Origin of the sequence: Vreelandella lutescens (assembly GCF_014640815.1) — a bacterium.
GTDB lineage: Bacteria > Pseudomonadota > Gammaproteobacteria > Pseudomonadales > Halomonadaceae > Vreelandella > Vreelandella lutescens.
On sequence record NZ_BMHM01000002.1, the window covers coordinates 610,437 to 628,907 of the forward strand.

Annotated in this window: 15 protein-coding genes; 9 read left to right on the forward strand and 6 right to left on the reverse strand. The window is 57.1% G+C overall.

Going from position 1 to position 18,471, the window contains the following annotated elements; all coding sequences use genetic code 11:
• Positions 1–138: 138 nt before the first annotated feature.
• Positions 139–843: a pseudouridine synthase gene (locus IEW65_RS07190; RefSeq protein WP_188638798.1), complete on the reverse strand. Its 705-nt coding sequence runs from the start codon at positions 841–843 to the stop codon at positions 139–141.
• Positions 843–1,658: an amidohydrolase gene (locus IEW65_RS07195; RefSeq protein ID WP_188638799.1), complete on the reverse strand. Its 816-nt coding sequence runs from the start codon at positions 1,656–1,658 to the stop codon at positions 843–845. The genes IEW65_RS07190 and IEW65_RS07195 overlap by 1 nt, the downstream gene beginning before the upstream one ends.
• Before the next feature lie 72 nt (positions 1,659–1,730).
• On the opposite strand from IEW65_RS07195, the gene rarD reads away from it, so the two are divergent.
• Positions 1,731–2,636, forward strand: a complete 906-nt coding sequence (gene rarD, locus IEW65_RS07200; RefSeq protein WP_188638800.1) for an EamA family transporter RarD — start codon at positions 1,731–1,733, stop codon at positions 2,634–2,636.
• Here rarD and IEW65_RS07205 read toward each other — a convergent pair.
• A complete protein-coding gene (locus tag IEW65_RS07205) occupies positions 2,610–4,256 on the reverse strand; it encodes a methyl-accepting chemotaxis protein (protein WP_188638801.1) in 1,647 nt (548 codons plus the stop codon). The genes rarD and IEW65_RS07205 overlap by 27 nt on opposite strands.
• A 241-nt stretch (positions 4,257–4,497) precedes the next feature.
• Between IEW65_RS07205 and IEW65_RS07210 the strand changes: the two genes are divergently transcribed.
• From IEW65_RS07210 to IEW65_RS07245, 8 genes are all read left to right on the forward strand, one after another.
• The gene (locus tag IEW65_RS07210) at positions 4,498–6,201 is read left to right on the forward strand and encodes a SulP family inorganic anion transporter (RefSeq protein WP_188638802.1); all 1,704 of its coding nucleotides are present in this window, start codon (positions 4,498–4,500) and stop codon (positions 6,199–6,201) included.
• 235 nt (positions 6,202–6,436) lie between these two features.
• Complete coding sequence (locus IEW65_RS07215) at positions 6,437–7,597, forward strand: TAXI family TRAP transporter solute-binding subunit (RefSeq protein ID WP_188638803.1); 1,161 nt, start codon at positions 6,437–6,439, stop codon at positions 7,595–7,597.
• A gap of 49 nt (positions 7,598–7,646) precedes the next feature.
• The gene (locus tag IEW65_RS07220) at positions 7,647–9,653 is read left to right on the forward strand and encodes a TRAP transporter permease (protein WP_188638804.1); all 2,007 of its coding nucleotides are present in this window, start codon (positions 7,647–7,649) and stop codon (positions 9,651–9,653) included.
• A gap of 20 nt (positions 9,654–9,673) precedes the next feature.
• Positions 9,674–10,819, forward strand: coding sequence for a TAXI family TRAP transporter solute-binding subunit (locus IEW65_RS07225; protein ID WP_188638805.1), 1,146 nt, complete (start codon positions 9,674–9,676; stop codon positions 10,817–10,819).
• Positions 10,820–11,004: 185 nt separating this feature from the next.
• A complete protein-coding gene (locus IEW65_RS07230) occupies positions 11,005–12,453 on the forward strand; it encodes an enoyl-CoA hydratase/isomerase family protein (RefSeq protein ID WP_188638806.1) in 1,449 nt (482 codons plus the stop codon).
• A complete protein-coding gene (locus IEW65_RS07235) occupies positions 12,450–13,643 on the forward strand; it encodes an acyl-CoA dehydrogenase family protein (RefSeq protein ID WP_188638807.1) in 1,194 nt (397 codons plus the stop codon). The genes IEW65_RS07230 and IEW65_RS07235 overlap by 4 nt, the downstream gene beginning before the upstream one ends.
• A 10-nt stretch (positions 13,644–13,653) precedes the next feature.
• Positions 13,654–14,772 (forward strand): acyl-CoA dehydrogenase family protein, encoded by a 1,119-nt coding sequence (locus tag IEW65_RS07240; protein ID WP_188638808.1) that lies wholly within the window; start codon positions 13,654–13,656, stop codon positions 14,770–14,772.
• Between the two features lie 10 nt (positions 14,773–14,782).
• On the forward strand, positions 14,783–15,562 hold the full coding sequence (locus IEW65_RS07245) for an enoyl-CoA hydratase/isomerase family protein (RefSeq protein WP_188638809.1): 780 nt from the start codon (positions 14,783–14,785) through the stop codon (positions 15,560–15,562).
• Here the strand turns inward: IEW65_RS07245 and IEW65_RS07250 are convergent.
• From IEW65_RS07250 to IEW65_RS07260, 3 genes are all read right to left on the reverse strand, one after another.
• Positions 15,544–16,503, reverse strand: coding sequence for an NAD(P)H-dependent flavin oxidoreductase (locus tag IEW65_RS07250; RefSeq protein WP_188638810.1), 960 nt, complete (start codon positions 16,501–16,503; stop codon positions 15,544–15,546). The genes IEW65_RS07245 and IEW65_RS07250 overlap by 19 nt on opposite strands.
• Before the next feature lie 204 nt (positions 16,504–16,707).
• Positions 16,708–17,634, reverse strand: a complete 927-nt coding sequence (locus tag IEW65_RS07255) for an electron transfer flavoprotein subunit alpha/FixB family protein (protein ID WP_188638811.1) — start codon at positions 17,632–17,634, stop codon at positions 16,708–16,710.
• Between the two features lie 14 nt (positions 17,635–17,648).
• Entirely contained in the window at positions 17,649–18,398 is a 750-nt protein-coding gene (locus tag IEW65_RS07260) for an electron transfer flavoprotein subunit beta/FixA family protein (protein ID WP_188638812.1), read from the reverse strand.
• Between the last annotated feature and the right edge of the window lie 73 nt (positions 18,399–18,471).

An 18,471-nucleotide genomic window follows, 5' to 3' on the forward strand; every position in this document is an offset into this window, starting at 1 on the left:
CGATTGGGTCAATGAATCGGGCAGGCAAATTGAAAGTGATGGCTATAAGATAACGGTATAAAAATTCATGCCTACTTCACTACAAAAACGCCGCCATGGATATAGAATCCATGGCGGCGTCTTGAGGATCATCAACGCTTAAAAGCTGGCGATCTCTTCTGCCGTCAGCTCCCGCCACTCTCCAGGGGCCAAGTCATCTGGCAGCACCACATCGCCAATCGAGCGGCGATGCAACGCATTCACATGGTTGCCTAAGGCAACAAACATGCGCTTCACCTGATGGTAACGCCCTTCCGTGATGGTCAGTTCCGCCTGCTGTGGAGTCACAAATCGCAGCGTGGCAGGCTGTGTCGGTGTTTCTTCACCGTCCAAGAGGATGCCTTGCGCTACTTGCTCTACCGCCCATTGGGCAGTCTCGCCTTCCATCGGTTCGGCTAACTCCGCGACATACACTTTGGCGCAGCGATGGCGTGGTGAGGTCACTCGGTGAGACCACTGCCCATCATTCGTTAGCAGTAATAGGCCAGTGGTATCCACATCGAGCCGCCCAACGGGCTGCAGTCGCTCTACCTTAGGCAAATCGATAATATCGATCACTCGCGGGTAAAGCCCCCGGCGTGCGGTACACTCGACATCCACCGGCTTATGCATCATTACGTAGCGAAGACCCACTAAGGCAAGCCTCTCGCCATTTAATTTCACTTCGTCATTCTCGGTATCAATCTGGGTGGCCGACTGTTTAATCGGCTCACCGTTGAGCGTCACTTCACCGTTTTTAAGCGCGCGTTTTGCCAAGCTGCGGGTGAGCGGCGAAGTCTCACTTAAAAAACGATCAAGTCGCATTATTGGCCCACTCCTGGCAGTAACGAAAAGTGGTCGGCATCTTGCCAGGCAGGAAATTTTTCACGAAAGGCATCTAGGTCCGTTTTATCTAGCGTCCCCGTTTCAATAAACGGAGTATGGGCAGGTCGGTCGATGAGCGGTTCGCCCTTAAAGTCGACCAGCATGGAGTCGCCACTATAGGACAGCCCCTTGGCATCCTCCCCTACGCGGTTCACACCGACCACATAGGCGAGGTTTTCTACCGCGCGCGCCTGCAATAGCGTACGCCACGGATGCCGCCGAGGAGCGGGCCAGTTAGCCACGCACAGAATGGCATCATACTCGAAATGCTCACCCTCTGCTGGCTGCTGGCGCATCCATACGGGAAAGCGCAGGTCGTAGCACACGCTCAGCTGTAGCTTAAACCCCTTCAGCTCGACGATATGGCGCTCTTTACCCATCCCGTACCGCTCGTGCTCACCGGCCATGCGAAACAGGTGGCGCTTGTCGTAGTAGCTAAGTTCACCCTGCGGCGTAGCCCACACCATGCGGTTGAAGTACTGACCATCGTCGACAATAGCAACGCTGCCGGTGATCACACAGCCTCTTGCCTTCGCTTGGGCCTGTAGCCAGGCAACGCTCTGGCTCTCGGCCATGGGCTGGGCCATTTCCCGAGAGTTCATGGTAAAACCGGTGGCGAACATCTCGGGCAGGACAATTAAGTCCGTATCGCGACTATCTAAATCACCCAACAGCGCGGCTAAATGGTCGTGGTTGGCTTGAGGATCTTCCCAGCGTAAATCGCACTGCACCAAGCTGGTTTTTAATTGGCTCATGCCGCGTCTCCTTTGCATCAGTGTCTTTATCAATTGTGTGCTAGATTAGCATTTTTACTTAATGAGGCTGCTATGCTTCCATCCGCTCCACGGGACCCTGAAGCGGTCAAAGGCGTTATGTTTGGCTTAACGGCCTATACCATGTGGGGCTGCTTCCCGCTGTTCTTCGCTCTGTTTGACGGCATTCCCGCGTTTGAAATTTTGATTCACCGAATTTTGTGGTCGTGCCTGTTTTTAGTCGGGCTTATTAGCGTACTGCGCCGCTGGCCGCCGGTGGTGGCGGCGCTGGTGCAGCCTAAACGCTTGGGTCGCGTATTAGCCTGCGCGCTACTGATCGCGTTTAACTGGGGCATCTATATCTATGCGGTGGAAAACGAGCAGGTATTGCAGGCCAGTTTAGGCTACTTTCTCACGCCATTGGTAAATGTAGCGCTGGGGATGCTGGTGCTGCGTGAAGTCATGGCAAAGCTTCAGCTGGTGGCACTTGGCCTTGCCAGCCTCGCCATCGCTATTCAATTTATCATGCTGGGTGAATTGCCGTGGATTAGCCTGCTGCTGGCGCTAAGTTTTGGCAGCTATGGGCTATTTAGGAAACAGGTACCACTAGACGGGCTTTCGGGGCTGTTTGTGGAAACACTGTTGCTCTTCCCTCTCGCGCTAATGGCATTGACATGGATGAGCTGGCAGGGCGAATCACACTTTATTCACGATGTGCCTATGTCGGCCCTGTTGGTGGTGAGTGGCGTGTTAACTGCTCTGCCGTTAATGGCGTTTGCAGGCGCAGCCCGTCGCTTACGCTTGGCCACGCTAGGGTTTTTAATGTACATCAACCCCAGCATTCAGTTCGTCATTGCCCTGACCGTCTTTGGTGAGCCGCTGGGCATTATCCAACTGGCCACGTTCTTAATGATCTGGACAGGGCTTGCACTCTACTCCTGGTCATCCTGGCAATCACGCACGCGCCAAGCGGCTGCTTGAAGCTGGCAGCGCTGCCTGTTCTGAGGGGACGCCGCTGGGGGTTACCTCCTTTTCAGGCTGGTAGCCCACCCGGAAGCCTCCCCAGTGCTTACCATTAATATAGATGGGCACTGATAGATCATGCATCACTTCACCCGTGTCGCGTTTGTAGGTTTGCAACAATAGTGGCTTCTCGTGGGCACCGCACCGGCTACCGGTGGGGTCATCAAAAATACGCTTGCTGCGGCAAAACTTTAGGTCATGGTCGTAATCGCCGGTGGGCGCTTGGCTAACCGCTGTATTGTGCGTCGGCACGTAGCCGTTTCTATCACAGGCAATGGCGTAGCTAAGGCCATATTCGCTGAGTAAGGGCTCTTGGAGCGTGGGTAGCTGCTGATCCGTAAACTGATCAAACCCGGTGTGGTACAGCGGCGGCTTTGTACCCTTAATAGTGGCGTAGTCAGGCTGGAATAGCGCGGTTTCTGACAGCTCTCCTCGGGCAATGGCTTTTTCAAACAATTTGCCAATGCGGTCGGCGGTTTGCCGTGCGGCTAAGAACACCGTTTGATGCCGCCCCAATAAACGCTGCTGCGCCAGCTCGCCATCAACGCCCTCTGCGGCATCCATTAATGCGCGCGCTTGCAGCGCTAATTCATGCATATTGCGGTTGCCTTCATCCACATCGTCTTCGAGTTGACGCAGGCTATCGGCCACGGTTTGACTGTGCTCTTTGGTGCTACTCATGGCGTCCGCCACGCTGGTAATTTCCTGCTGTACTTGATCAAACTCTTCGGTGATCGTTGCCAAACTACTGCCCACCCGCTGCATGCCTTGGGAGCGCTCGCGAACCCGCGTCATTAAGTCCCCCATGGTGGCGACCACACTCTGCCCGCTTTGATGCATGTCCTTGACCAATTCATCAACGCTTTGCGTCGCCGTGGATGTTTTCAAGGCAAGATTACGCACTTCACCCGCGACCACGGCAAACCCTCTGCCATGCTCCCCGGCCCGGGCAGCTTCGATGGAGGCATTAAGCGACAACAGATGCGTTTGCTCAGCGATATCTTCAATCATTGAGGTAACGCTGCGCACCCGCTCAATTTTGTCATTGAGCGCGTTGAGCATCTCTAGCGCCTGGCTTGAGCGTTCGGCCACCTCGCTCATGTCGAGGATGATATCAGTCAGCTCATCATGATTATGATGACTGGCCTGACGAGCATTTTCCGCCAGCGTAGCTACCTGAGAGGCACTCGCACTCACTTGCATAATCGCTGTGTTGATAGCGCTCATACTAGAGGACGCGTCACTAGCCATACTTTCTTGTTTGCCGAGCCGCTGGGCCATCAAGTCGGCATAGTGAGACACTTCGGCAGAGGCAATGGCCGTGCGACTGGCACGGTTCATGAGCCGATACGCCATGGCGCGCAGCGAACCATAATCGCGTAATGGCTTCAGCAGCGCAGATTTCCCCAGGTGGTGCTGGCCCGCGTTGTAGATCCCGTAGAGCGCACTGACCACGGCGGCCATCCCGGCGAACACAGCACACAGCACCCCAGCGTATTGCCACGCACTGGGCAGCGACACTAACCAGATAGCGGCTAGCAGAAGAAACAGTGGCATCAGCCAACGGAGTAGTCGCATATAAGGCACTCTTTTTTAGTTGACGTTATTGAGCTGTAAAACGATGCGATGGAGTCATACCCTCTTTCTCACTCAGCTTAACGGGTTATGCTAATGAAATAAGTAGCACTTTGGGGGAAGAGCACGATGAACGGCAGACAATGAACATGCTAAATGCCGTAATTAATGGCGTAACGCGCTAAACTAATGGCCTTATTTTTAACGCTGTTGTTTACACACTCGGCCGACGCCTCAGGAGCTTATGTTTAAGCGCTATTTGCCTATTTTTAACTGGCTGCCCCACTACCATAAGCGCTTGCTTGGGGCCGACCTCTTGGCAGGCCTGATTGTGACCGTGATGGTTATTCCACAATCGCTGGCGTATGCCTTGCTAGCTGGGTTACCTGCGGTGGTCGGGCTGTATGCCAGCATCCTGCCTCAGCTTCTTTATACCTTTTTAGGCACCAGTAGAACTCTGGCAGTGGGGCCTGTGGCTATTATCGCGCTGATGACCGGGGCCGCGTTATCCTCTGTTGCAACGCCTGGCAGCGCCGAATATTTGCAGGCCGCGCTGGTTCTTTCATTGCTTTCAGGTGCCATTTTGGTGGCAATGGGCGCGATGAAAATGGGATTTTTCAGCAACTTTTTAAGCCACCCGGTTATTTCCGGTTTCTTGACCGCCTCGGGAATTTTGATTGCCGTAAGTCAACTGGGCAGCCTTCTAGGCGTTTCCAGCAGCGGCTTTACGTTGGTTGAGCGCCTGATGACGTTGCTGCCTAACTTGCCCACTTTTAATCCTTACACCTTGGCGATTGGCGGCGGAACGCTGCTGTTTCTTGTGCTAATGCGTCGCTACGGCAAACAGAGCCTGCGAAAGCTAGGAATACCCGCCGCCCTTGCCGATTTAATCACCAAAGCAGGGCCTGTCTTGGCCGTGGTAGTCACCACCCTGGCCGCCTGGTACTGGCAGCTGGCTTATCACCAAGGCGTCGCCGTTGTGGGCACCATTCCCAGCGGCTTACCCGCCCTAAGCTTTCCCTGGGGGGATGCCTCGCTATGGCGAGCGCTATTAATACCCGCCATGCTGATTAGCCTAGTAGGGTTTGTGGAGTCGGTTTCTATGGGGCAGATGCTTGCGGCAAAAAGGCGTCAACGTATTTCCCCCAACCAGGAGTTGATTGGCTTAGGGGCCGCCAACTTAGCGGCTGGGTTTACCAGCGGCATGCCCGTCACAGGCGGTTTATCCCGCACGGTAATCAACTATGATGCTGGGGCGCAAACGCCAGCTGCCGGGGCCTTTGCCGCGCTCGGCATTGCGCTGGTGACGATGGCGTTCACTGGCTGGCTTTACTATCTACCCATCGCAACACTTGCCGCCACTATCACGGTGTCTATTTTAACGCTGGTGGATATCCCCATGCTGCGCCAAACCTGGCGCTACTCCCGCAGCGACTTTGCCGCCATGGCGGTCACCATTCTATTAACGCTGGTGGAAGGGATCGAAGCAGGCATTATCGGCGGTGTGACGCTCTCCATTGCGCTCTTTTTGTACCGCACCAGCCGCCCCCACAGCGCGTTAGTGGGCCGGGTGCCGGATACCGAGCACTTTCGTAACGTGGAGCGCCACGATGTGGAGACGGTAACCAACGCAGCTCTGCTGCGTATTGATGAGAGCCTCTACTTTGCCAATGCTCGTTATCTCGAAGACACCGTCTACAACTTGGTGGCGAGTCGTCCGGAGCTTGAACACGTGGTATTGATTTGTTCAGCGGTCAATCTGATTGATGCCTCTGCCTTAGAAAGCCTGGATGCTATCAATGCTCGCTTGAAGGATTCTGACGTCAAACTACACCTGTCAGAAGTGAAAGGGCCGGTGATGGACCAGTTGAAAAAAAGTGACTTCCTGGAGGCTTTAACCGGGCGGGTATTTTTAAGCACCTACGCCGCATGGCGCGAATTTTCTTAGCTTCAATAATCATAACTTACTGAAAAGCCAGGCAACCGCCTGGCTTTTTACGTTGTGCTAAGGACTATTTGTAGCCGCCTATGAGAACAGCGTTGACAGCCTCTCTGGCCTTACCTACTATCACTCGACCACTTAGCAAAACCAAATACCGCACAGCAAAACATAAAGTAACTGAACGTAACGAGCCCGACAGTAACAATCACAATAGAAGCAACCACAATAAAGGAGCATTTCAATGCATCCGTTTGCTCACCGCCTACTCATCGCTGCCCTTCCCCTCTCTCTTCTAGGTGCAGCGGTTAGCCAAGCCAACGAAGTAGAACTTCCCAGCACCATGGCCTGGACCGCCTACGGCACCAACTCCAGCGGTTACGCCCAAGCCGTTGCTATCGGCAATATGCTGCAAAACAAGTACGGCTCTTCGGTACGCATTTTGCCCGGCGATAACGATGTTTCACGGATGACGCCGCTTAAGCAGGGCCGGGTGGATCTATGCGCTTGCGGGATCGCCAGCTACTACGGCGCTGAAGGGGTCATGATGTTTGCCGACCGCGATTGGGGCCCGCAGCCGCTGCGCGTGATAACCACCTCTACCGCATCTTTTGGTCTTTCACTGGCCGTGGCGGGTGATTTGGACGTTGAAACCCCCGCCGATTTAGCAGGCAAACGCATTGCCTATATCCGCGGTGACGATGCCTTGAACAAAGGCACCGAAGCGTATCTTGCCTTTGGCGGCTTAACCTGGGATGACGTTGAGCGCGTTGACTACCCAGGCTACGCCCGCTCTTTTGACGGCATTATTGCTGGCGACGTGGACGCTTCGTTTACCACTACCGTAACGCCTCCCGCCCAGCAGCTTGCCAGTAGCCCAAGGGGTATTAGCTGGCCAGTACTCGACCCTAACGATGAAGCAGGCTGGGAGCGTATGGCAGCCGTTGCTCCCTATTTCCAACCTCATGAAGTCACTGCGGGTGCAGGAGGTATTAGCGCCAACAACCCGGTGCCCAGCGCCAGCTACCCGTACCCCATTGTGGTGGCCAACCAGGATCTTGATGACAACGTCGCTTATGGTTTGATTAAAGCGATGCAGGAGAACTACGACGACTATAAAGATAACGCGCCGGGTGCAGTGGGCTACGCGCTTGAATACCAAGATTTGCAGTGGGTGGTGCCTTTCCACGACGCAGTGGTGGAGTACTACAAAGAGATCGACGTGTGGACCGACGAGATGCAGGCCCACCAAGACCAGCTCGTTGAGCGGCAAAACGTATTAATGCAGGCCTGGGAGCAGTTTATGCAAGACGCCCCCAGCGATGCCGATACGTTTACCACTGACTGGATGGCCGCCCGCGCCACGGCGCTCACCGATGCTGGGTTCGAGCCGATCTTCGAGTAACTCGCCATGGGGCGGCGCTCGCCGCCCCTGCTGATTGATGGAACGCCCTATGACCACTGAAACACCACCTGCCAACACGGCGCAGGTTAAAGAAAAAATCAGCCAAATCCGCGAGCTGCCTGCGGCTCTTCGTTGGGTGCCCGCCACCGTCACCGTTTTATTAATGATGATGACGCTGGACTACCTGTTTAACTTGGGCTGGCTCACGTTTGTGACAGGGCTAGAAACCCAGTTTTACTATGCCGTGGTAGCGCTGCTGCTGCCGTTAGTGTTTCTGCTATGGCCCCTACGCAGCAGCCAGCAGGAGCAATCGATTCCCTGGTATGACTACCTGTTGAGCGCCGCGACCCTCATCGTCGGTGGTTACTTTGTTTACAACGCCGTGCCTATTCTTGAGCGCGGCTGGGCATTTGCGGCACCGGATACCGCCATTTATGCCAGCTACGCTTATTGGGTGCTGATTATTGAAGCCGCCCGCCGAGCGGGTGGTTTGCCCATTGCCATCATTGCGGGCGTGTTCTCCCTTTATCCATTAGTGGCCGATATTGTGCCCGGCCCTATTCAAGCGTTTCCGTCTAGCCTCTCTGAAACGGCGATGTACCACACCATGAGCACTGAGAGCATCATGGGGGTTCCGCTACAGGCCTTTGCGGGCTTGGTGATTGGCTTTCTAGTGTTTGGTGTGGTGCTGCAAAAAAGCGGCGGCGGCAAATTCTTCATTAACTTAGCCTTTGCGCTGCTAGGCCATGTGCGCGGCGGCCCCGCAAAGGTATCGATTTTCTCAAGCGGCTTAATGGGTTCCATGAGCGGCAGCGTGATTAGCAACGTGCTGACCACCGGGGTTCTCTCAATTCCCGCCATGCGCCGAATCGGCATGAGCCGCTCGTTTGCAGGGGGTGTCGAAGCCTGTGCATCCACGGGCGGTGTACTCATGCCCCCGGTCATGGGGGCAACGGCCTTTGTGATGGCGATGTTTTTGGATGTGCCTTACTCCACCATTGCGTTGGCCGCCGTCATCCCCTCCATTCTTTATTTTCTAGGCCTGTTCATCCAAATCGACGCTTACGCTGCACGAAACGACATCAAGGGGCTGCCTGCTGTCGAACTGCCGTCAGTTTGGCAAACGCTGAAAGAAGGCTGGTATTTCATTTTTGTCTTCGGCCTTCTCGTTTGGATGCTGCTGGTGATGCAACGTGAAGCCGTTGCGCCTTTTTACGCAACCGCCCTGCTGTTAGTGCTTAATCAGCTCTCCAAGCACAACCGCTGGGGCTGGAAGGATGTCACCGAGACGCTGTCATCGGCGGCCAAGCTATTTGCGGAACTCATCGCCATTCTGGCCGGTGTCGGCATGCTGGTCGGCGCGCTCTCGATGACCGGCCTATCGGGCACCATTGCCAACGACTTTATCAATATTGCCGGTGGCAGCGTGCCGCTGCTGCTGTTGATGGGCGCGGTCACCAGCTTTGTGTTGGGCATTGGCATGACCGTCACCGCGGCTTATATCTTCCTGGCAGTGGCCCTGGCCCCTGCGCTGATTCAAGGCGGCGGCCTGGACCCCATGGCGGTGCATATGTTCATCCTCTACTGGGGCATGCTCAGCTTTATCACGCCGCCGGTGGCGCTGGGTGCCTTTGCGGCGGCCACCGTGGCCGGTGCCCGCCCGATGGAAACTGGCCTTCAGGCCATGCGTTTGGGCAGCGTGATTTACTTTATTCCCTTCCTATTCGTGCTGAACCCCGCGCTGATCATGCAGGGCGAGCCGCTGATGATCGTTGCCGTGTTTATCCAGGCGGTGATCGGCATCATTCTGTTTGCCTCGGCCATGCAAGGATATCTGATGGGAGTTGGGCGATTGGGCTACGGTGCGCTTCAGGAAATCGTCATTCGCGCACTCGTGCTGATGGCTGGCCTACTATTAGCGCTACCCGGTGGCGGTATGGTGCCTTTCAGCCAGTGGGAATTAATTGGCTTGGCCGCAGCGGCGTTGCTACCAGGCGTTGCGCTTGCGCGGCTTAGCCAACGCCATCACCAGCGTTCGCTCACTGCAAACGCTTAATGCCACCCTCGAGGAACTTTATGAGCACAAAAACAACCCTCACCCTCGTACTCAGTAGTTTAACGGCAGGCCTGCTGGCGGCTGGAAGCGCCAGCGCTATGCCGAGCACGCTGAACTGGACAGCTTATGGCACCGGCACCAGTGGCCATGCGCAGATTATGGCGATCAGCCAGCTGCTACAGGAGGAGCACGGCACTCAGTCTCGCGTTATTCCGGGTGAAAACGACACCATGCGCATGACGCCGCTGAAAACCGGCCGCGTGGATCTGTGCGCCTGCGGTATTGCCAGCTACTACGGCTCGGAAGGCGTCATGATGTTCGCCGGGCCGGACTGGGGCCCACAGCCTATTCGGGTGATTTCAACCTCCATGGCGAGTTTTGGGTTAGGTATGGCAGTGGCAGGCGATGTGGAGATGGACACCATCGCCGATCTGGAAGGTAAACGGCTTGCTTACCTGCGCGGCGACGATGCGTTGAATAAAGCCGCCGAGGCGTATTTAGCGTTTGCGGGATTAACCTGGGATGACGTTGAACGCGTCGACTTCCCCGGCTACAACGCCGCCTTCGACGGCATTATCAGCGGCCGTGCCGATGCCGCTATTACCACCACCGTGACACCGGCGGCGCAGCGGTTAGCGGCTAGCCCCCGTGGCTTGCAGTGGCCTGAACTGCCCACGGACGATGAAGCAAGCTGGGCACAGATGCTGGAAGTGGCCCCCTACTTCCAGCCCCACGATGTAACGTCAGGTGCGGGTATTAACGCCGAACAGCCGCTAGCCAGCGCCAGCTACCCTTACCCGATTATGGTGAGCAACGCCGATTTAGCGCCTGAAACGGTCACCGGCTTGATCACTACGCTTGTGGAGTCGTTTGACGACTATAAAGATAACGCCCCAGGGGCTAGCGGCTATGCCCTTGAGAATCAAAATATGACCTGGGTGGTGCCGTTCCACGATGCCGTGGTGGCGTACTACCAAGAAAGCGGCGTATGGACCGATGAAATGGACACCCACCAAAACGCCTTGGTGGAGCGGCAACAGCTGCTAATGGACACCTGGGACGCCTATCAAGCCAATGCACCCGAAGACGAAGCGGCGTTTATCGACGGTTGGATGGAAACTCGGCGCGCCGCCTTACAAGAAGCTGGGTTAAACCCCGTTTTCTGATGTTGCTTCAATCACGACGGAAGTCATTACCTAAGGCCGCCTCTGTGCGGCCTTTTGTTTAGCCAGCAATATTCCGCAATGCAGAACGCTGTTTTGCATTATTGACTCCAACGGCGTCTTTCGCCATGATCACTGAATTCCGAATAACAACTTCAAATTTCATATAGCGAAATACGGGAGCCACTATGAGTGTTCACTACCAGCGACATGGCGAGGTCGGGGTCATCAGTATCGCTAACCCGCCCGTCAACGCATTGAGCCAAGCGGTGCGTAGCGGTTTGCTCAGCGCCCTTAAAGAGGGGCTGGCCGATCAGCAGGCCAAAGCACTGGTGGTGATGGCAGAGGGGCGTACCTTTATTGCCGGTGCCGATATACGTGAATTTGGTAAGCCACCCCAAGCGCCGTTGCTACCGGATGTCATTACACAGCTAGAAGCGTGCCCTAAACCGCTCATCGCATCGCTACACGGCACCGCGCTGGGAGGCGGGTTGGAAGTTGCGCTAGGGTGCCACTATCGAATTGCGCTGGCAGGCACCCGCGTTGGTTTACCGGAAGTGAAGCTTGGCTTACTGCCAGGCGCAGGCGGTACTCAGCGGCTGCCCCGCTTGGTAGGTGTAGAAAAAGCATTAGAGATCATCACCAGCGGGCGCTTTGTGGAAGCCGCTGAAGCGCAGGATATCGGCATTATTGATGCCATCAGCGATGCCCAAACTCCGCTGGAGGCAGGTTTGGCAGCGGCAAAAGAGATATTAGCGGGACAACAGAAGGCGCGCATCACCGGCCAGTTACCCGCTCCAAAGGCCAACCCCCAGGCCATTGCCGCCATGCACGAACAGCTTGAAACCAGCGCACCGGCACTGTTTTCACCGTTTCGCATTGTGGAAGCCATTGACGCCTGTACCAAAGCCGCATCTCTGGAAGAGGGCTTGCGCCGCGAGCGTGAGCTGTTTCTTGCCTGTATGGACTCGCCACAGCGCGCGGGGCTGATTCACCTCTTTTTTGCCGCCAGAAATCCCCATGTCGTCCCTGGCGTAGACAATGCTGAGCCCTTTGCGCAGATCGCCCTTATCGGTGAGAACCCGCTGTTTGAGACGTTTCACACCGCCGCCCAGCGCGCCAACATAACGCTTACCGATACCCCAAACGATAGCACTGAGCTGTGCCTGCTCGCCCCTGGCGAAGATGCCAGCGCCTGCCCTTCTCAAGCGGTCACCGTAGCGCTGCAGTTACTGACCGGAAATGCCTCCGCATCACCTCTCAGCCTAGTGCTTGCCGAGCGCGGCCCGTTCCATGAGCTGGTTAATCATAGCGCCAGCGCGACCGACCAGCAGCGGGTTGCCTTAACGCTCAAAGCGCTGCGGGCTAATGTCGTGGTCACTCAGTCTCAAAGCGTGCTGAGCACGCTTTGCAACGCCACAGAGCAAACGCCCGCCAACGACACTCAGTCAGCCATGGAGCAGGCGAGTCTGACGCTAGCGCAGCAAGGTACCTGCTACCGCGAGGGCGATATTGATCTGCTGGCGGTGGAAGCGCTGGGCTACCCCCGCCATTTAGGCGGGCCACACCGCCAAGCCACGCTGCCATCCCATTTATCGATTCACAAAAAGACGCCTTCCAAGGACACACACTCATGAACCTGACGTTTAGCCCTGAAGAGCAGGCATTCCGCGAGGAAGTCCGCCGATTTTTAGCCGATGCACTGCCGAGCGAACTTCGTGAGCGCGTGCGCCTTGGGCGGCATCTGCGCGCCGATGACCACATCCGCTGGCAGAATATTCTTAGCGATCAAGGGTGGCTTGCCGCCAACTGGCCTGTGGAGCACGGCGGCCCCGGCTGGGGCCCGGTGCAACGGCATATTTTCGATGAAGAGTGCGCCGCCGCCCACGCCCCCACAGTGGTGCCCTTTGGCGTCAATATGGTCGCGCCAGTGATTATGAAATTCGGCAGCGTGGAGCAACAACAGCACTACCTGCCGCGGATTCTTAATAACCAGGATTGGTGGTGCCAAGGCTATTCTGAGCCGGGCGCTGGTTCGGATTTGGCGGGCTTATCCACCCGCGCCGTGCTCGATGGCGACCACTACATCGTCAACGGGCAGAAAACCTGGACGACCCTAGGCCAGCACGCCAACATGATGTTCTGTTTGGTGCGCACCGACCCCAACGCAAAAAAGCAGGCGGGTATTAGCTTCTTACTGATGGATATGCAGACCCCTGGCATTACCGTACGGCCGATTATCACCCTCGACGGCGCTCATGAAGTCAACGAAGTGTTTCTCGATAATGTGCGCGTGCCGGTAGAAAACCGCGTGGGTGAGGAGGGCCAAGGCTGGACCTGCGCCAAATTCTTGCTTACCCACGAGCGCACCGGCATTGCCGGGCTTGGCCACGCTAAGCAGGCATTGCGCCATTTGAAATCCCTCGCCTCCCGTATGCAGCATCGCGGCAAGCCGCTTTTATCGCTCCCCAGCTTTCGCCAGCGGGTGGTCAAAGCCGAGCTTGAGCTGATGGCGCTGGAAGTGACCAACCTACGCGTGATTGCCGCAGCGCGAGATGGCGGCGTGCCGGGTGCGGAGAGCTCGCTGCTAAAAGTACGCGGCTCTGAACTGCGCCAAGAGATCAGCGAGCTCACCCGCCGTGCGCTTGGGCCTGCTGCCCTGCCGTTTTTCCCCGAATTTCTCCAGGGTGATGAATCGCTGGATGACGAGTACGCCCAAGGCGCTGCCGCCAGCGCCCAGTATTTTAATCGTCGCAAGCTGTCGATTTATGGCGGTGCCAACGAGATTCAAAAAAGCATCGTCGCTAAAACCATTTTAGGAATGTAAGGGGGTCACCATGGATTTTGCACTCACCGACGAGCAGCGCATGCTCGAAGAGACACTGACACGCTTGGTGGCCGACCAGGTAACGCCCGAGCAGCGCCGCGCTATGCTGGAAGCGCCTGCCCAAGGGGCCAGCCCGCTATGGCGCACGTTCGCAGAATTAGGCCTGCTGCATATGCCGTTTAGCGAAGACACAGGCGGGCTTGGCGGCGACGGCACCGATGTAATGATCATCATGCAGGCGTTGGGGCGCGGCTTAGTGCCAGAGGCGTACCTGTTTGGGTTAGTCATGCCCGGGCAGCTGCTTGCGCTATGCGCCAACTCAGCACAGCAGGAGCGCTGGCTGGACCCGCTGTTGGAAGGTGAACACCAGCTCGCCTTGGCTTGGCAAGAACACACCGCCCGCTATGACGCTTTCGGTATTTCCACCCAAGCGAGCCAACAAGATGGCCAGTGGCAGCTTAATGGCCGCAAAGATGTCGTGATGAATCTAGGCAGTGCCGCCGCCACGCTGGTGACCGCCCAACTGCCTACCGGCAAGCTCGGCGTGTTTATCGTCCCTGCCAATACTCAAGGCGTCACCTTGCAGACCTACCGCACGATGGATGAACAGCCCGCCGGTGACCTAACATTGAACAGCGTGGCACTGCCGCTAGAGAACTGCCTAAGCGAAGACGTCAGTGACGCACTGGCAGAGGTGCTGGCCCTGGGCCGCGCGGCGCTGTGTGCCGAGGCCATTGGTGCGATGGAAACTGCCTGCGACCAAACCCTCGCCTATTTAAAAGAGCGCAAGCAGTTTGGCCTGCCGCTGGCCACGTTCCAGTCACTGCAGCACCGCATGGTGGATATGCACCTCCACCTGGAGCAGTCGCGCTCCATGGCGATTCTCGCCGCCACCAGCCTCTCACTGCCTGCTGACGAGCGGGACTATAAAATCGCCGCGGCCAAGGCTTACTGCGGCGAGTCTGCGCGCTTTATTGCGGAACAAGCCATTCAGCTTCATGGCGGTATGGGTATGACCGAAGAGTGCTACGTGGCCCACTACGCCAAACATTTGGTGATGTTTGACCACTACCTGGGCGACAGCGACTATCACCTTGAGACGGTGAGCGAACAGCTCGACGCCGCCTGAGGAGAAGCTTATGCACAGTGAAGAAACGTCACTTGTACGCCTTGAGACTACCGAGGGCGGTATCGCCGAAGTGACCATTGCGCGCCCTGCGGTGCGCAATGCCCTCAACGAGCCCACGGCCCTTGCGCTCAATGACGCATTAGCCACCGTGGCAGCTGACCCGCAGGTGCACTGCGTGATCCTGAGCGGTGAAGGTAGCGCCTTCTGCGCCGGTGCCGATTTAGCAGAATTCGAAAAAGCCTCAACTCAGCCTGCCAGCGAGCGGCTGGCAACGCTGTTTCTGCCTGCGCTGCGCAGCATGATGACGATGGAAAAGCCCGTGATCGCCGCGGTGAGCGGCGCTGCTGCGGGAATTGGTGTGTCCTACGTGCTAGCCAGCGATATGGTGGTGATGGGCCGCTCGGCTTACCTAAAACTGGCCTTTATCAATATTGGCTTGATTCCCGACGGCGGCGCTTGCTGGCATTTGGTACGCAAGCTTGGCCACGCCCAAGCCTTTGAGATGGCGGCACTGGCTACCCCAATGGATGCCGAGCGCTGTGTGGCGCTGGGCTTGGCCAACCGGGCAGTGGAAGATGATCAGGTGTTAGCGGAAGCACGAGCGCTGGCACAGGCCCTGGTGGCTCAGTCACCCCAAGCGCTGGGAGCAACAAAACGGGCCATGCGACAGGCGGCGAACTTGTCGCTTGACGACACGCTAACGCTTGAAGGCGCACTGCAGGATGAGTGTAAGGCCACCGAGGATTTTCACGCTCGCGTGGCTGCTTTTCGTCAGCGCCGTCGTAACTGATCCAGTGCTTGCTGATAATCCGTACGCAGCGTGGCTACTTCATCGGCCACGCTGTTCAGTGTGGTAATGCCCCCCACTCCCTGCCCGGCACCCCAAATATCCCGCCACGCTTTTGCCTTACTGCTGCCGCCTGATCCATAGCGCATGGCATTTTTGTCGCCCTCTGGCAGTGCCTCTGGGTCAAGCCCGGCCAGCTCGATGCTTTGGCGCAGGTAGTTACCGTGCACACCCGTGAACAGGTTGGTATAGACGATATCCCCCGCAGCGGCTTCCAGTACCATCTGCTTGTACGCGGGCTGAGCATTGGCTTCCTGGGTGGCAATAAAGCGCGTGCCCATATACACCATGTCCACACCCAGCGCCTGGGCGGCGGCGATCTGCTCGCCTTTGGTTATCGCCCCTGCCAGCACCAGCGGGCCATCGTAAAACTGCCTGACCTCTGCAACAAAGGCGAAGGGGTTAAGCCGCCCCGCATGGCCGCCTGCGCCATGGCAGACCAAAATCAGCCCATCCACCCCGGCATCGATGGCTTTTTTAGCGTGCCTCAACGTGGTCACGTCATGAAACACCAGGCCGCCATAGGCATGCACTTGCTCGACCACCCGATTGGGCGCATGCAGGCTGGTGATGATCAATGGCACCTTGAACTCAGCGCATAGCGCTAAATCGTGAGCCAGGCGGTCATTAGTGGGGTGCACGATCTGGTTCACCGCAAACGGCGCGGCGGGCTGCTGCGGGTTCTGCGCGTTATAGTCATCTAAGGTATCGGTAATCTGCTGCAGCCACTCCCGAAGCACTTCCGCAGGCCTGGCGTTCAGCGCCGGAAACGCGCCAATGATGCCCGCCTGGCACTGGGCAGTGACCAGCTCAGGGCCAGAAACGATAAACATGGGGGAGCCGATAACCGGCAGCGTCATCGAGGCAGTCAGTTGGGTTAGCATAGAAAACTCGCTAGTTATTATTTTGAAGCAATACTGCAAAAGGCCCCACAGGGCCTTTCAATAAGATGTCACACTGCAGTGGCATGGTCGGAACAACCCTACGCGGGGGCGCTGTGAACCCATCCATGGGCGCTACTTTCGCCATCCATGGCGAAAGACCCCCGCTACGGGTTATTCCGACCAAGACGTGGATGCAAGAAGCTTTTACAGCTTGCTTTCCAGCTCAGGAAGAATCTCAAACAGATCCCCCACCAGACCATAGTCGGCCACTTGGAAGATCGGTGCCTCTTCATCCTTGTTGATCGCGACGATCACCTTGGAGTCTTTCATGCCTGCCAAGTGCTGAATCGCACCTGAAATACCCACCGCAATGTAGAGCTCCGGCGCGACGATTTTACCAGTCTGGCCGACCTGCATATCGTTGGGCACGAAGCCAGCGTCTACCGCCGCACGGGAAGCGCCAATGGCCGCGCCCAGCTTGTCGGCAATGCCGTCCAGCAGCTTGAAGTTCTCGCCGTTGCCCATGCCGCGGCCGCCGGAGATCACCACCTTGGCACCGCCGAGTTCCGGGCGGTCGCTTTGCGCCAGCTCTTGTTTGACGAAGCTGGACTGGGCGTTGTCTGCGACGAAATCCACCGCTTCCGTTGTGGCGCTGCCGCTGGTGCCGACTGCATCAAAGCCGGTGGTACGGATGGTGATGACTTTCAGCGCGTCGTCACTTTTGACCGTGGCGATGGCGTTACCGGCATAGATCGGGCGCAGGAAGGTATCGGCGCTTTCGACACCAATCACATCCGACAGCTGGCTGACGTCTTTCAGGGCCGCCAGACGCGGCAGGACGTTTTTGCCGGTGGTGGAGGCGCTGGCCAGCACGTGGGTGTAATCGCCAGCGAGTTCGACCAGCAGCGCGCCCATGGGCTCGGCCAACTGATGGGCGTAGGCGGCGTTATCCGCTACGCGTACTTTGCTCACGCCGTCGAGTTTAGCGGCCGCCTCGGCAGCCGCCTGGACGCCTTCACCGGCGACCAGCACATCAATATCGCCACCGATGGCCTGGGCCGCCGCCACGACGTGAGCGGTCGCGCCCGCTAACTGACCTTCATGAAGGTCGGCAAGTACCAGAATGCTCATGAGATCAGCTCCTTTTAAAGCACTTTGGCTTCGTTTTTCAGTTTGTCGATCAGCTCGTCCACCGAGGCAACTTTAATACCGCCTTTGCGCTCGGCAGGAGATTCCACTTTGAGCAGCGTGACTTTGGAGGCCACCTCCACGCCATAGTCGGCGGAGGTTTTAACATCCAGCGGCTTTTTCTTGGCCTTCATGATGTCCGGCAGCTTGGCGTAGCGCGGCTCGTTCAGGCGCAGGTCGGTGGTGACGATGGCGGGCAGCGTCAGCGCGACGGTTTGCAGGCCGCCGTCGATTTCACGCGTCACATTCACCTTGTCGCCGTCTACCGCCACTTCCGAAGCGAACGTGCCTTGCGGCAGGTTGGTGAGGGCTGCCAGCATCTGGCCGGTCTGGTTGTTGTCGGTGTCGATGGCCTGTTTGCCGAGGATCACCAAACCGGGCTGCTCTTCGTCCACCACTTTGGCCAGCAGTTTGGCCACCGCCAGCGATTCGACACGCTCGTCGGTCTCAATGTGGATGGCGCGGTCGGCCCCCAGCGCCAGCGCGGTGCGCAGCTGCTCTTGGGCGGCCTTGGGGCCTACGGTCACGGCCACGACTTCGGTGGCCACGCCCTTCTCTTTCAGGCGCACGGCTTCTTCTACGGCAATTTCGCAGAAGGGGTTCATGGCCATTTTGACGTTGGTAAGATCCACGTCAGAATGATCCGCTTTAACGCGGATTTTGACGTTGTAGTCGATGACGCGTTTTACCGCGACGAGGATTTTCATTAGGCATGCTCCAGCGATTGAACCATCGGCTTTTAATTCCGCACAGTAAAATAATATTTCACTTTATAAAAAG